The 14573-nt window shown below is 58.4% G+C and carries 10 protein-coding genes, 1 tRNA gene and 1 pseudogene; 5 read left to right on the top strand and 7 right to left on the bottom strand.

All coding sequences use genetic code 11. The features are described from left to right. On the bottom strand, window positions 1-240 hold the full coding sequence (locus tag RISK_RS13300) for a ubiquitin-like protein Ubact (RefSeq protein WP_047814805.1): 240 nt from the start codon (window positions 238-240) through the stop codon (window positions 1-3). Between the two features lie 1009 nt (window positions 241-1249). Here RISK_RS13300 and RISK_RS13305 point away from each other — a divergent pair. The 4 genes from RISK_RS13305 (at window position 1250) to RISK_RS33570 (ending at window position 4792) form a co-directional block, all read left to right on the top strand. Continuing rightward, window positions 1250-1323: transfer RNA gene (locus RISK_RS13305), tRNA-Thr, on the top strand. Between the two features lie 218 nt (window positions 1324-1541). After that, window positions 1542-2873, top strand: a complete 1332-nt coding sequence (locus RISK_RS13310) for a tetratricopeptide repeat protein (RefSeq protein WP_047814806.1) — start codon at window positions 1542-1544, stop codon at window positions 2871-2873. 5 nt (window positions 2874-2878) lie between these two features. Beyond that, window positions 2879-4003: a tRNA guanosine(34) transglycosylase Tgt gene (gene tgt / locus RISK_RS13315; RefSeq protein WP_047814807.1), complete on the top strand. Its 1125-nt coding sequence runs from the start codon at window positions 2879-2881 to the stop codon at window positions 4001-4003. Between the two features lie 63 nt (window positions 4004-4066). Continuing rightward, window positions 4067-4792 carry a DUF1589 domain-containing protein gene (locus RISK_RS33570; RefSeq protein ID WP_160311447.1) on the top strand — a complete coding sequence of 242 codons (726 nt, stop codon included), beginning with the start codon at window positions 4067-4069 and terminating at the stop codon, window positions 4790-4792. A gap of 31 nt (window positions 4793-4823) precedes the next feature. Here RISK_RS33570 and RISK_RS13325 read toward each other — a convergent pair whose 3' ends face one another. The 6 genes and pseudogenes from RISK_RS13325 to hemB all read right to left on the bottom strand — a co-directional run bounded on the left by RISK_RS13325 (window position 4824) and on the right by hemB (window position 12666). After that, window positions 4824-6245, bottom strand: a complete 1422-nt coding sequence (locus tag RISK_RS13325; protein ID WP_173442664.1) for a hypothetical protein — start codon at window positions 6243-6245, stop codon at window positions 4824-4826. After that, a complete protein-coding gene (locus RISK_RS13330) occupies window positions 6242-8749 on the bottom strand; it encodes an ABC-2 transporter permease (RefSeq protein WP_047814809.1) in 2508 nt (835 codons plus the stop codon). The genes RISK_RS13325 and RISK_RS13330 overlap by 4 nt, the downstream gene beginning before the upstream one ends. Further along, on the bottom strand, window positions 8746-9753 hold the full coding sequence (locus tag RISK_RS13335; protein ID WP_047814810.1) for an ABC transporter ATP-binding protein: 1008 nt from the start codon (window positions 9751-9753) through the stop codon (window positions 8746-8748). Before RISK_RS13335 ends, RISK_RS13330 begins: the two co-directional genes overlap by 4 nt. An 86-nt stretch (window positions 9754-9839) precedes the next feature. After that, complete coding sequence (locus RISK_RS13340; protein ID WP_047814811.1) at window positions 9840-10247, bottom strand: GntR family transcriptional regulator; 408 nt, start codon at window positions 10245-10247, stop codon at window positions 9840-9842. Between the two features lie 602 nt (window positions 10248-10849). Next, window positions 10850-11609, bottom strand: a pseudogene (locus tag RISK_RS13345) (class I SAM-dependent methyltransferase). A 25-nt stretch (window positions 11610-11634) separates the two neighbouring features. Further along, window positions 11635-12666 (bottom strand): porphobilinogen synthase, encoded by a 1032-nt coding sequence (hemB, locus tag RISK_RS13350; RefSeq protein ID WP_047814863.1) that lies wholly within the window; start codon window positions 12664-12666, stop codon window positions 11635-11637. A gap of 196 nt (window positions 12667-12862) precedes the next feature. On the opposite strand from hemB, the gene RISK_RS13355 reads away from it, so the two are divergent. Then, the gene (locus RISK_RS13355) at window positions 12863-14413 is read left to right on the top strand and encodes a family 16 glycoside hydrolase (protein WP_047814812.1); all 1551 of its coding nucleotides are present in this window, start codon (window positions 12863-12865) and stop codon (window positions 14411-14413) included. The last annotated feature ends 160 nt before the right edge of the window (window positions 14414-14573 follow it).

A 14573-nucleotide genomic window follows, 5' to 3' on the forward strand; every position in this document is an offset into this window, starting at 1 on the left:
TCATTCGCCGTCGTGGTGCGTGTTGGCTCGATGAAGGTAAGTCGTCGCCTCGGCGCGAGCGTCCTGTCGCAGCCACGATGCAAACTGGTTCAGTGAATCCTTGCGCGGCGTGTTGGAGGGTGCCGGGGTCTCCGGATGCAAAGGTGGCTGCCGATCACGTGCTTCCGTGCCCTGTTCTTTTGCCGTCGCAGCAACCGATTGTTGGTCTGCGTTTTGAGGTTGTGTTTGTGTGGCATTCATTTTCGAAAGACCTTCCCTTTGATTTCGCGAACGATTCCATTTGCTCGTGTCGACAGGTTCTTGCGACCGCCGCCGGCATCCTTTTGTCAGGGACGCGGCGACAGTTGATTTGCGTCGTCTCGTTCCAGTGCCGTCCGTCGGCCGCTTCGGTCACCGACTTCCGCAACGCAAAAAGTGTCGTCATTCTAATGACCTGTGATTCTATCACCTCGCCGGGACCCGTTTGGGGCCAAAGGACCGATTTAGCTGGGTGAAGGAAGTTCGGCACGGTGTTTCGTAGCGGGCGTGGTGGAATGTTTGCGCGGACAGGTGGGGCGGTTTCGAGCACGAGTACGAGTACGAGCACCGTCGCTGACGCGACTGAGCACGAGTGCATCGGGTTGGTGTGGGGCGTTGGGCGACGAAGCCGAGTGCGAAAGCGCTTGAGCGAGGCTCCATATCGGATCACCACGCTGGTCCCATCCGTGGCGGACCTTTGGTTTCTCGTGATCGGTCTTGGGGCTTCCGCCCCGAGCTACGGAAGTCGGCCCCGTCCGGGGCGAAGATCACGCGGGTCGTGGCTGGGAAGGTGGCTGGTAATTCGTGCTGTTCTGGCTCTTTGGCGTGCTCGTGCTCGTCATCGATGTTCGATCGGAGTTTCGCTGCGCGTGCCTCGCTGACCGGCTTGTCGATTGACTCGAGTCACAACCCGACGCGTGAGCGAGGGACCCACAGGCTCGTTGCAATGGCACGTGGTCCCTCGCTCACGCTTCGGGTTAGGATTCAAACAGACAGCCCTGACGCGTCGGGTTACAAGGTCGAATGGCATGGGTGACCGACGTGTGGGGACGTGCGGCGGGAAAATTGTGGAAAACTTTTTTGGAATTCCAGGATTATTTTTACCGCCCTCGCAAAAAAATGTGGAATTTTTTACGCATTGGGATCACTTTCGAGCTCTCCCGGGTGGTCCACTGCTGTCCCGACGGCCCTTGACGTTTTAGCCCAAAGACACGTATTCTCTGGAAAAGTCGCCAGCGTAGCTTCAATTGGCAGAGCATCGCATTCGTAATGCGAGGGTTGCCGGTTCAAATCCGGCCGCTGGCTTAGATCGACAAAAAAAAGATTTTTGTCATTCACTGTTGGGGACTTTTGGGCGTCGCATTTTTGCGGGCCGGTTTCTCGGCAGTATTTCAGTAGAAACGTAGAAAAACAGAGGTCCCGCAGAGCTTCTTGCTGGCAGGATCCTGAGCGCCACCTGACTCTTTTCCCTCCTTTCGGATCGCTGTGCGAGCGAGCCGAAGTTAGCCCCGGACAAAACGAAGATGAGCGAAGTCGAACTCGAAGTTCTCGACCTGAAGCAAATGGTTCTGGCGAGCAACTCGTTCGGCCCCAGCGACGTCGCCGAAATTCGGCAGGCGATCACCGAAAATTACGGACATTTTGGTGAATTGCGCGACGCGGTCAACGAAATGGAGCAGGACGACGCCCTGACTCCTGCCGGCAAAACCAAGATGGGTGTTTGTCAGTTCTTGCTGGGCCGATTCAAGGACGCCTCTCAAACACTCTCGGCAGCCGATGGCAGTGCGATGGCGCTGTTCTACAACGCTCGTTGCCAATTCGAACTGTCGAGCTTCGACGGTGCGATCGAAGGCTACGAACAAGCCAAGACGTCCGGCTACAACGAAGACCAATGCAAAATTGGCATCGCGGAAGCCAAGCGATATCAGGGCAAGATCGAAGAAGCGATGGCGATCTTGGACGACATCTTCGGCCCCGCCGAACAAACCGCGGATTACATGTACCAACGTGCGGCAACCGCCGCTCAAATCGGTGGTCGCATGGAAGAAGCCATCAACCTGTACCAGCGTGCGGTTTCGACCGATGAAAATCACGCGGGTGCCTTGTTCGGTTTGGCGCTCGAAAACGACCGATTGGGCAACGACGACGAAGCCCTGCGTTTGTACGAACGAGCCGCCAAGGCATTCCCCACCGGCATCGGTGCCCTGATCAACTTGGGCGTGATGTACGAAGACAACGGGCAATACGACAAAGCCCAGTTGTGCTACAAGCGAATCCTGGATTGTCATCCCGATCACCCGCGTACGCAGTTGTACATGAAGGACGCTTCGGCGACCGGCAACATGCTGTACGACGAAGAAGCCCAGCGTCGCAACGACCGTTTGGCACAAACGTTGAACATGCCCGTTGCAAACTTTGAACTCAGCGTTCGGAGCCGCAACTGCTTGCAAAAGATGGGCATCGAAACGATTGGCGACCTGACCCGCCACAGCGAACAAGAGTTGCTTTCGAGCAAGAACTTTGGCGAAACCAGCTTGGTTGAAATTCGCGAAATGCTTTCGCAAAAAGGTTTGTCGCTTGGCCAGTTTGCTGGCGAAAAGAAATCCAGCGACCCGCCTGTCGACACCTCGCACATGTCGCCTGACGAACAAGCGTTGCTGGAACGTCCGATCGCTGATCTCAACCTGTCGGTTCGTGCCCGCAAGTGCATGACTCGTTTGCAGATCAACTCCATCGGTGAGCTGATTCGCAAATCGGGTGACGACATGCTGGAGTGCAAGAACTTTGGTGTGACCAGCTTGAACGAAGTCCGTGAGAAGTTGGCTGACCTCGGATTGAAGATGCGGGGCGACTGACCCGCTTGTTCCGCTATGAATTGATTGGCACCGATGGAGGTGCCCGGCGCGGCGTTTTTCACACGCCGCGAGGACCCGTTCGCACGCCCGGCTTCATGCCGGTCGGAACGCTTGGAACGGTCAAAGGCCTGACGATTGATCAAGTCGCCGCCACAGGCGCGGATATGATCCTCGGCAACACGTACCACTTGCGTTTGCGCCCCGGTCACGAAACGGTCGCGGCCCTCGGTGGGCTGCACAAAATGTGTGGCTGGGACGGACCCATTCTGACTGACTCGGGTGGGTTCCAGGTCTTCTCGCTGGGGGCGATCAACAAGGTCACCGAACATGCGGCGACGTTCCGATCGCACATCGACGGTGCCAAAATTGAGCTGACGCCAGAGCACTCGATCGAAATCCAGCAGGCCCTTGGCAGCGACGTGGCCATGGTCTTGGATCACGTCATCGCTTTGCCTGCTCCGATGACGCAAGTCGAGGACGCGCTGGCCCGCTCGATTCGCTGGGCCGCTCGCTGTCGCGACGCCGCGGACCGTGAGGACCAGGCTCTGTTCGCGATCGTTCAAGGCGGGTTGGACCGGACTCTTCGGCAGCAATGCGCCTCGGAGCTCGCGGCGATGTCGTTTGAAGGCTACGCCGTCGGCGGGTTGTCGGTGGGGGAGCCGCCGGAGGACATGTACACGACCACCGGGTTCACGACCCCGCATTTGCCGGCGGACAAACCTCGGTACCTGATGGGCGTCGGCACGCCACGTGACCTGCTGGAAAACATCGCTCGCGGGATTGATCTGTTCGATTGCGTGATGCCAACTCGCAACGGCAGGAACGCTTTGGCGTTCACGGATGAAGGACCGCTGAAGCTTCGCAATGCAGTCCATAAATTGGACACTCGGCCGCTGATGGAAGATTGCCCGTGCCTCGCCTGCCGGCACAGTCGCGGTTATCTGCGGCATTTGTTTGTTGCGGGCGAGATGCTCGGTCCGATTTTGCTCTCGCATCACAACTTGATGTACTACGGCCGGTTGATGCAGGCGACTCGAGACGCCATCGAAGCGGGCGAATTTGAGTCCTTCAAAAACGCCAAGCTCGCCGGTTGGGGCCACGAGCCGTTTCGGGAAACGGTTGCGTCGTAGCGCTCGGTAGCCGAATTCGCCAAGAATTCGGATGTTGCGAGTTGGTGCTGCGTGCGTTGGCTGGTGGCGACCCGTAGGCCAGGTTGTACCTGGCACCCGCGCCGATGCTTTGGAACAAAGCGAGTCGTGGTGATTTCAACGCGAGCCCGCAATCAATCGTCCAGCCACCATCGCCAGGTGGAACCTGGCCTACATTCGTCGTCGAATTCGCCACAATCCCGTAGGCCAGGTTGTATCTGGCGCCCGCGCCGATGCTTTGGAACAAAGCGAGTCGTGGTGATTTCAACGCGAGCCCGCAACCAATCGTCCAGCTACCATCGCCAGGTGGAACCTGGCCTACATTCGTCGTCGGACTCGCCACAATCCCGTAGGCCAGGTTGTACCTGGCGCCCGCGCCGATGCTTTGGAACAAAGCGAGTCGTGGTGATCTCAACGCGAGCCCGCGATCCCTCGTCCAGCCACCATCGCCAGGTGGAACCTGGCCTACATTCGTCGTCGGACTCGCCGCAATCCCGTAGGCCAGGTTGTATCTGGCGCCCGCGCCGATGCTTTGGAACAAAGCGAGTCGTGGTGATTTCAACGCGAGCCCGCAATCAATCGTCCAGCCACCATCGCCAGGTGGGACCTGGCCTACGTTCGTCGCCGGATTCGCCGCAATCCCGTAGGCCAGGTTGTACCTGGCGCCCACGCCGATGCTTTGGAACAAAGCGAGTCGTGGTGATTTCAACGCGAGCCCGCAATCAATCGTCCAGCTACCATCGCCAGGTGGAACCTGGCCTACTTTCGTAGCCGAATTCGGATCCCCCCGTTCTCTTCCCGTTCAATCGCTCTGTGTGTCGGTTGCTCGATCTTGGTGAAACCAGATCTCAAAAATTTCTGCACGACCGGCTCCCCATTTCCGCTCGCTATACGGGATGCGGCCAACTCCGGGGTCATCGTCTTCACCTTGGTTCATTTTGTCGTCTGTCCAGAGGACCGCGACAGCTTGATCCCCTTGCTGCGATCCATCATCCACTCGGTACCCAAGGCGTTCCCTGGTGCTGAGCGTCCAATCGCGGTCGTCTGCTCCCATTGATCGCAACGAGTCCAACGATCGAGGAAAACGTCCGTTCTCAACTTGGTATTTCCGCACATAGACAGCCGTCAGCGTCCATTTTCTGGAATCGTGGAAATTGTCATACTGCTGTTTTCCGTATGCGTTTGAGACATCCCAGTCCTGTCGCATCCAGCGATTCAGCGTTGCGAAGGGCACGGACACCAAGCTCCGCGACCCATCCACGATTGTCCGTTCCGCATCTCGTTTCCGTCGCGCACCCTTGCGATCGCGTCGAACCCCACGATCGGATTCAGGGGCATCGCGTGGTTGCATCCATTCCAGAGCCGCCATCGCATGAATCGCCGATGCTCCGAACGGTTGGATCGATCGCAGGTCAGGATCGGTGAAGCGAACCCAGGATCCCTCATCCTGCAGCGGACCCCAAGCCACAAAACTCGACAACCGAGATTCGTTCCATTCGTCGGGATCGGAGCCCTGGATTTCACTTGTCAAAGCAACGAGTTCAGTGAGTTGTTCCTCATTCCAGAATGAATGAGTGACCGATTGCCGAACCAGGCGAAGCCACTGCGTCGACAAATTCCATTGCGACCAGGCTTGGAACCCGCTCGATTGTCCCAGCAGTTCAATGAACTGTCTCCATTGTCGCAGCAGCGAAATGGCACGTTCCGTGTCACCGGCATGATATGCCAATCGAAACTCGTCCTCTAAAAGCTCCGGGACAGAGCCGTGGTTGCTGCCTGACATCCACAGGCGACGCGAGGAAAACGATACTTCGACGGGGATGGAAGCCTCGCTTTTCAGCAGGTTTTCGAGCTTTTGAATGAGTGGCTGAGCTTCTTCGCTCATCAGTGCAGCGAACGGTTCGGCTGGCCACGGCTCATCTGGCGGTACGAGGTCATCGAGTCCTTCCACTGTGTCTCGCGACATTTCCCGCAACGCAGTCACGGCATCAGATAGCTCGGTCCATTCCGCTGAACGTTCGTTCGTTCCTGCGGCGGTGTACCGATCGTAAATTTGGGTGGTGGTGACGGGGACACCTCTGTCGGCCATTTCGTTGACCACGGAACGGTATTCGCCCTTGGCCCAATACTCTCGCCCCACACCCCAGGCGATCGCCAGGACCACTAGGATCGGCGGGCACCACATCCAGAGGGAATATCGAAAATCAGATGCTCGTTGGCTCATTGGTCTTCCTCCTCAGTGGGGACATTTGATTCGGACTGTGTCTCGGTCTCGACCTGTGTTTTGGCTTGCGAACGCTGCCAAATTTCCTGCCCTTCCTTCTCCCAGGCTTCAAACCAACTGACTGCGGGATACCCATAGAATCGACGAGGGTGCAGAGTGTATTTCGCGGAGCTCGCATTGTCGCTGTAGGGCCCGGTTTCAAAGTCGCCACCTGGCCGCCCCAGCAATTCGTGCAGTGCTCGGAACTCGGATTCCAGTTCGCCGCCCGCCTTCTGTTTTTCCAAAATTTGCAAGCACCGATCCACCACTGCGCCGAAACCCTTTTGCACGATGCTCGCTCGCCAGTTCAGTGGAACACGAGCAAACCAATCGTCGTTTGCACTCACGCCATACCATTGGCCGGGTTCCGAAAGTTCGAGATCCAGGTGCCAGCTCACCAGCAACGCCCGCCGGCGAGCCGATTGTCGGTCGTCAAACGCTGCGACTTGTTCCGCCGCCCGCCGAAAGAACGGCTCCGATTGAAGCGGCTGCATGGCTTCGTCAGATAGATTGTTGACCAGCCACTCTTCCACATAGTCGGCCATCTCTTGGTCGAACCAGCGGCCGCTCAGTCGCAACCGTCGGGCGGCCGTGGTCAATCGATCAACAAAAGCGGCCAGCTCCTCTTTTGATGTCTCACTCGGATTCTGCTTCCATCGCAGCTTGGTGAGTGAAGCCATCTCCAGGCTGTTTTGAATGATCCAGGTGTCGGCCCGCAGCGGAGTGTCGGCTTGATCTCCAATCATCATCCAGGTGTCCGGCGACGTGTAGTTTCGCTGATGGAACCGTTGCACCGCGGTTTCGCCATCCACATCTCCCAGCACGCTGGAAAAGTCGTCGCGAAGATCTAGATCGCCCATCCGCATCGAGGCAAAGTTCATGGAGCTCCCTTTGCTGAGCCTTCTTGCTTCCGGCAACAGTTCCGCCACTCGTTCTTCAGGCATGCTCGGGAACTGTGATTTCGCAATCCAAACGGGAAGGCTTGGCAAGAGTGAAAACAGCAAGCCGGCGACCACCATCGTCGACCAGTACTTCCAACCACGCCTTCCATCCATGAAGTCTCGCATGGTCCACCAGGTGGCCACGAAAGGAAGCGTTGCGATCAGGAGCAACCACCCCAGTCGAACGCCGTTGCCCACTCCCGCGACGGACAACATCACTAGTGCGAGCAGCGATAGAACTGGAGCCAGGAAAGCAGACGCCGCCAACATCGGCACGACTTGGCTGGTCCACTGCGACACGCCATACACGATGGCAAACACTGCTAGAAGTGTGAACAAAGACACCTCAAACATCAAAGGCTGTTCGTTTGAATGATAGCTTTGCGGTGTCCCCAAAATGGACTGGATACCCACAATCAATAGCGTGACTGCTGACATCAAGCTGACCGCAAACCAGTGTCTGCCCACCCAGGCCCGCCAGGGCGCGACACCCCGGTCCGCCAAGAACTTCAGTCGCGTCGCCGAGCCGTCGCCGGAAAAGACCGCGACACCCAACCAGGACACCGCCAGCAATGCCAAGGCAATTGAGACCTGAATCAACACCATGGTCCAATCGGATGGCGTGCCGATGTGATTCGTCAGAACCAACCAGGCGACCGCACCAGCCAGCAATGGGACGCTCAATCCAATCGACATCCACGGAGAACCGTGAATGTTTTGCCAGACCAGCGAAGCAAGCGAGTCGCGAAAAGGCATCGCTGTTGGTACCGGGGCATCCGGTGGTCGCCAAGCGTCTGCCGAGGACAGCGTGTTTCGACTGGGAAGAACCTCCGGCTCATCCGCTTGCAAATCCTTGAGTCCTGATCGGTAGGCGAACCAACCCATGATCGGAATCGCTGCCAACGTCACCAGGCTCATCACCCAGGTCTTCTGTGTCACGTTGGTGTATTGGATGGAAGATGAATGGGGGATCGCGAACCAGATTTCCGCAAATATGAACGGCAACAGAGCCAGCGGAATGATCCACACCAATGCTGGGAACGCGTTCTTGTTTTTCCAGGCCGTGTAAAAGCCGCACAGCAGCACATAGACCGAATGGAGAAACCAAAAGGCAGGATGGATTTGTCGCCACTCAGACAATTCACCAACACCACCGCTGTCCAACCCGGCGACGAAACTCAGGATGCCGCAGCCAAGCCACATCGCGATCAATCCCGCGAAAGCGACAGCCAATTTCGTCATGACAATTGGCCGCGTCGGAATTGGAAGCGACGCCAGCCAACGCAGTGAACGCGTTTCCTTTTCGTGGCTGATCAGAATCGCACCGGCTCCCGCAGCAAACAGGGCTGGCATGATCATCGGAACAATGTCGCCTGCGGCCCGCAGGGTGATGCTCAGTTGCTGGGAGGTAGACGCCCAAACCACGATCAGGAAGGCAGAAACCGCGAACAGCATCGCGATCAGCGGAATGATCTGCTTCGCCTCCTTCCAAAACAGTCCTTGCCAAATTCGTGCTTGGTTCATGATCGCTCTCCCGTGGTGACCACTTCCGAATCGGACTGCGAGCCTCCGCCCTCGGGATCATCCGACTGGCGAGATGACGCGTGGGATCCCTCCGGCGGATCCGCCGGCCGGAAGAAACCTTTTCGGGTGTGGGCGATGAAGATCTCCTCCAGCGTCATTGTGCGGTCTTTCACCGCGACGACGCCGGCTGCGGATTCGATCACGGGAATCATCGACGGATCGAAATGGCGGACCAACACTCGACGCTGGCGGCCCTGGTTTTCTTCCAGCAACGTTTGGGCTGGATCGGGAAGCGTCGGGACTTCCACCAAGGGATCGTCCAGCGACACGGTCAGTTCTGTCATCGAGCCCTTCAGATCGTTCAGCGGTTCGCAGGCTTGGAGTTTGCCGTTGTGGAGGATTCCGATCGTGTCGGCGACCCGTTCGACTTCATTGATTTGGTGGCTGGAAAGGAACACGGTTCGGCCCGATGCGGCCCTGCCGATCATGCTTTCCAGGAACTCACGGCGAACCATTGGGTCCAATCCAGACGTCGGTTCATCCAGGATCAGCAGTTCAGGATCGTGCGAGAGAGCCAATGAAAGAGCGACCTTGGCTCGTTGGCCTTTGCTGAGCACGCGAATTTTGCGGTCCTCGGGGATCTCGTACTTCGCGATTGATTCGCGGTAGTTTTCGTAGAAGCCATCCGGGTAGAACGAGGCCGTGAACCAACCGATTTGCCCGACCGTCATCCAGTCGTACAGGGCTGGGTTGTCAGAGACGTATCCGACCCGGCGACGGACTTCCAACGGTTGTTTCAGCGGATCGAAATCGCAAACGGAGGCCGAACCGGAGGTCGGTTTCTGGAACCCGGTGAGGATCCGAATCAGCGTGGTCTTGCCCGCACCGTTTTCTCCCAGGAGGGCAAACACGGTCCCGGGCTGGATCTTGAGGTCCACGCCCAGCAACGCGTCACAGCCTCGGAAACGCATGGTCAGTTGATCGGTCGAGATGACGGGGTTCATGATGACGATCCTGCTTCGATGAGATGGTGGTCAGTGTGCGTCGAATCAAACGCGGAGGAGCCATCCGGCTCGCCCGCACGGCAAGCTCATTGCAACTCGGCAATCGCTTCGATGGTTCCGTCGAGGGTCCGCAGTTGCTCGTCAACGAGCTTGCGGACCTCCTTGGCTGACAGTCCGGCCTGCAAAGCCTCGGTCAGAACCGCCGACAGGCGTTCGGCGAGGATGGATTGTCGCTGTTTGCGACAACGCTCGACGGCGCCCTTGCAAACCACGACGCCGCGTCCGCGAAGCGTTTCGATCACGCCCTCGGATTGCAGGTCTTGGAACGCCCGAGCCACCGTGTTCGGGTTGACTGCCAATTGCTGACTGAGTTGCCGAACGCTGGGGAGAAGCTGTCCCGGACGCAAGGTTTGCTCCGCGACGGCGAATTTCACTTGGCGAACGATCTGAGAATAGATCGGAACGCCGTTGGAAGGGTCGACTGTAAAGAACATGTTCGCACCGATGCCCAAAGCTGGTTAACTGGTGTACTGGTTAGACGGTACAGCGGTGAGGCAGTGGGGTCAAGCGATTTTCGCAAAGAAAATTTGGGGGAGGCTTTTGGCCAGCAACAGCTTCGTAGCCGGATTCGTCAAGAATTCGGTTGGTGACAACTTCGTAGCCGGATTCGCCAAGCATTCGGGGTGACGGGTGCTTGGTTGCAGATGAGCCGGGCAACGCGGAACGCGGGGATTGTCTTTGACGCAGAGACGCCAGGGCGCAGAGACGCAGGGAGCTGCTCGAGGGAGAAGAGGACTCGAGGGAATGAGTGGCTCGGAAGATCGGATTTCTTTGCGGAGGTTGATGATCCTCTGCGCCTTCGCGTCTCCCCGCCTCTGCGTCAAGTTTTTCAGCCGTAGGTCAGGTTGTACCTGACGCTCAAGCCGATGCTTTGGAAGAAAGCGAGGCGAGAAGAAGGCTTGGCACGATGGCTATGCAAGCTATCCAGTCACCATCGCCAGGTGGAACCTGGCCTACTATTGCTCCGGGCCTTCGCGTTGAATTGGGTGAGTCCAAATTCTGGCGAATCCGGCTACTCCGAGTCAGAGACGGCTCGCTAAGCCTGCGTCAAAACCATGATGCGGATGGGGTGCTCGGGATCGTCGTCCATTTCCACCGTGTGCTCGGTGTAGTCCCACGGTTTGTCTTTCACCCATTGGGAAAATTCCGTTGCGATCAACCGTTGCGGGTCGCTGAGGATCAATTGCCCGTCTTCGGTCAAGTGTTCGGCGGCCGACTGCAACAGTTCGGGCCACAGCGTTCGCAGGTACGTGACATCGCTGCCCAAGATAAAGGGAAACTTCTTGGGTGCCAAAGAATCCTCGCCCAGCCGGAAGACTTGCACATCCGTGTGCAGTCCCAGTCGCGACAAACTGAGCCGCACCAATTGCAGTGGGTCTTCCACGCCGTCGGTCAAGGTCACGCGAGCCCCACGCAGCAGAGCAGCGATGCCGGCGTGTCCAGTTCCACAGCCGACTTCCAAGACATCTTGGTTGTGGATCGGGACTCGGTCTAGGAATCGGTCCAGTCCCGAGGCGGCCCGCCAGGTCGTTGCCCAAAACGGATCGATCACGCCTTCTTCGCCAGCATCCTGCCGCTCGCAGGCCTCGATCAACATCGCATCGGGGTCCGAGGCGACCGCCAGCGGCCGTTCTTGGCCGGCGATCAAGGTGTCTTCCCAGTGCCAAGCGAATGAAAGCGAGTCGGCCATGTTGAGCTGTGTTGGTGAAAGATCAGATGAAGAGAGAAGCGGCGTGTCGCCAAGTACGATGGCCTTCCCAGGCCGTCGAGCTGGAGGGACGGCCTTGGAAGGCCATCCTACGGGAAGATGACAGGGCAAGATCAACTGCGGTGCAGCAGTTCGGCGGCGTCGGCGGCGAAGTAGGTCAGCACCCCGTCAGCTCCGGCTCGCTTGAATGACAACAGGCTTTCGAGGATCACCGCGTCACCGTTCAGCCAGCCCGCGTCGGCTGCTCCCCGCAGCATCGCGTATTCGCCGCTGACTTGGTAGGCAAACGTTGGCACGCCGAAGGTTTCTTTCACGCGAGCGACAATGTCGAGGTATGGCATCCCGGGTTTGACCATCACGCTGTCAGCTCCCTCGGCCAGGTCGAGGGCGACTTCCGCGATCGCTTCGTCGGATTGAGAGGGCGATTGCTGATAGGTTTTTTTGTCGGCCGCGCCAAGGTTGGCGGCCGAACCGACGGCATCGCGAAACGGGCCGTAGAAGGCGCTGGCGAATTTCGCGGCGTACGACATGATTTGCACGCTTGAGTGGCCGGCTTCGTCCAGCGCGGTGCGGATCGCGCCGATGCGTCCGTCCATCATGTCGCTGGGCGCGATGATGTCGCATCCCGCTGCGGCTTGCACGATCGCTTGCTTGCACAGCACGTCGACGGTTTCATCGTTGATGACTTGCCCGTCGCGAACCAAGCCGTCTTGGCCGTGGCTGCTGTAGGGGTCCAGGGCCACATCGAGGATCACGCCCAGCGAATCGCCGACCGCGTCTTTGATTTGGCGGGTGACCCGGCACACCAGGTTGTCGGGATTGAACGCTTCGACCGCGTCCTCGGATTTCAGTTTCGGATCGGTGGCCGGAAACAACGCGATCGCGGGGATGCCCAGGTCGACCGCTCGCTTGGCCGTGGCGACGATTTCGGTTTCTCCCAGCCGGTTCACACCGGGCAGCGATCCGACGGGTTGCTGGCCCGATCCATCCATCACGAACAGCGGCCAGATCAAATCGTCGACCGACAAAGTGGTTTCTCGGACGAGGCGGCGCGACCAATCCGTCGCTCGAACGCGTCGCAATCGGGTGGCGGGGAAGGCGGCACGCGGAGCGGGTGGGCCAGAAAAACGGGACAAAACGAGCACCCATGAAAACGTTGGAGGAACAGCAGCGGCGATCGTGGCGAGGCACAATTCACCGCCAGACGTTTCCCATTTTGCGTCACAGAACGTGCCAGGCCTACCCGGCCGATCTGCTAAACTGATTCCCCGCTTCACCACGTCTCGGAAGGGACGTTTTCGAATTTCACCTTGCCCCACCCACCCCACAGATCCAACGCCGATGAAATTTCGACTTTGCACCCTGCTCGCCGCGTTCGCGGTGCTCGCCTCGTCCACGGTTGCCACCGCACAAGATTCAGCCGAGCCCAAGCCGCTGAACGTGTTGCTGATCGACGGCCAAAACAATCACAAGTGGCAAGAGACCACGCCTCTGATCCAAGCCACCTTGGAATCGGGGGACTTCGCCAAGGTCACCGTCGCAACCGCGCCGGGCAAGGGCGAAGACAAATCTGGTTTTGCACCCAAGTTCGCGGACTACGACGTGGTGGTTTCGAACTACAACGGCGAAGCTTGGTCGAGCGAAACCGAAAAGGCCTTCGAGACCTATGTTGGTGACGGTGGCGGGTTCGTGACCGTTCACGCGGCCGACAATTCCTTTCCGAACTGGGATGCCTACAACCGCATGATCGGCGTGGGCGGTTGGGGCGGCCGGAACGAAAAAGACGGTCCCTATGTCCGTTGGAAAGAAGATCAAAAGAAGTTCACTCGTGACATGTCCAAAGGTGGCGGCGGTCAACACGGCAAACGGGTTCCGTTCATGATGGTCGTTCGCGATGCTTCGCACCCCATCACCTCTGGATTGCCCAAGTCGTTCCTGCAAGTCGCCGATGAATTGTACGGCAAACTGCGTGGCCCGGCCGAGAACATGAACGTGTTGGCGACCGCGTACAGCAACCCAGCCACGGGCGGCACGGGCGAACACGAGCCGATCCTGATGACAATCGAATTTGGGAAGGGCCGTGTCTTCCACACCACGCTCGGACACGATGTTCCTGCCATCAAGGGGCTGGCGTTCCAAACCACACTGCGTCGCGGCACCGAGTGGGCCGCCACCGGCAACGTCACCTTGCCTGCCGTTTCCGCTGGCAAAATGGGCAGCGACGACGCGGCGACGGGAGAACCCGACAAGGCATCTGGAGTCGAGGGCGATGGAGCAGCTGCCGCATCGAACAGCAACGTCAACTTTGACGCAGCTCCCGATTTGAAAGCAGACGGATGGAAGTCGTTGTTCGACGGAAAAAGCCTGGACGGATGGAACCGCAAAAACGGAACCGCCAAGTACCGAGTCGAAGATGGCTCGCTCGTCGGCACGACCTCGGAAGGCAGCCCGAACTCGTTCTTGTGCAGCAACGATAACTACGGCAACTTTGAGCTGACGTTCGAAGTCAACGTGGACCAAGGCCTGAACAGCGGCGTCCAAATCCGTTCGCAGTCACGCGAAAAGGGCGGGCGAGTCTACGGTCCCCAGGTCGAAATTGAATCCGCTCCTGGCGAAGCCGGGTACCTCTACTCGGAAGCCACCGGCCGCGGATGGATCACGAAAGAGCAGCCGATCAAGGATGCGTACAAGAACGACCAGTACAACCGTTACCTGGTTCGAGCCCACGGGAACCGGATGCAAGTTTGGATCGGCGACCAAAAGATCAGCGATATCCAAGACCCTGAATCCTCCACCAACGGGTTCCTCGGATTGCAGGTCCACGGCATCAAGGCTGGCACCGGCCCGTACGAAGTTCGCTGGCGTGACATCCAAATTCGCGAACTGAAGTAGTTGAGCTGAATGGATGGATTTGGCCGTTGGCCATTTGGGGCGTGCTCGGAACGTCTTGACAACCCCGCCCGTTGCAAGGTCGTGGCGTTTATCGAGGCCGCGTTTTAGCGGGTTTTTACACGGCGCACCTCTCCCGAAACGAAGTTTGGGGAGAGGTCGA

Origin of the sequence: Rhodopirellula islandica, assembly GCF_001027925.1 — a bacterium.
Taxonomy (GTDB): Bacteria; Planctomycetota; Planctomycetia; order Pirellulales; family Pirellulaceae; genus Rhodopirellula; species Rhodopirellula islandica.

What these genes read in the sequence shown, in the direction of transcription:
- RISK_RS13310 (WP_047814806.1), top strand. Translation starts at nt 1,542, where the DNA reads ATGAGCGAAGTCGAACTCGAAGTTCTCGACCTGAAGCAAATGGTTCTG.
- RISK_RS13330 (WP_047814809.1), bottom strand. Translation starts at nt 8,749, where the DNA reads ATGAACCAAGCACGAATTTGGCAAGGACTGTTTTGGAAGGAGGCGAAG.
- RISK_RS13340 (WP_047814811.1), bottom strand. Translation starts at nt 10,247, where the DNA reads ATGTTCTTTACAGTCGACCCTTCCAACGGCGTTCCGATCTATTCTCAG.
- RISK_RS13335 (WP_047814810.1), bottom strand. Translation starts at nt 9,753, where the DNA reads ATGAACCCCGTCATCTCGACCGATCAACTGACCATGCGTTTCCGAGGC.
- RISK_RS13355 (WP_047814812.1), top strand. Translation starts at nt 12,863, where the DNA reads ATGAAATTTCGACTTTGCACCCTGCTCGCCGCGTTCGCGGTGCTCGCC.
- RISK_RS13300 (WP_047814805.1), bottom strand. Translation starts at nt 240, where the DNA reads ATGAATGCCACACAAACACAACCTCAAAACGCAGACCAACAATCGGTT.
- RISK_RS13325 (WP_173442664.1), bottom strand. Translation starts at nt 6,245, where the DNA reads ATGAGCCAACGAGCATCTGATTTTCGATATTCCCTCTGGATGTGGTGC.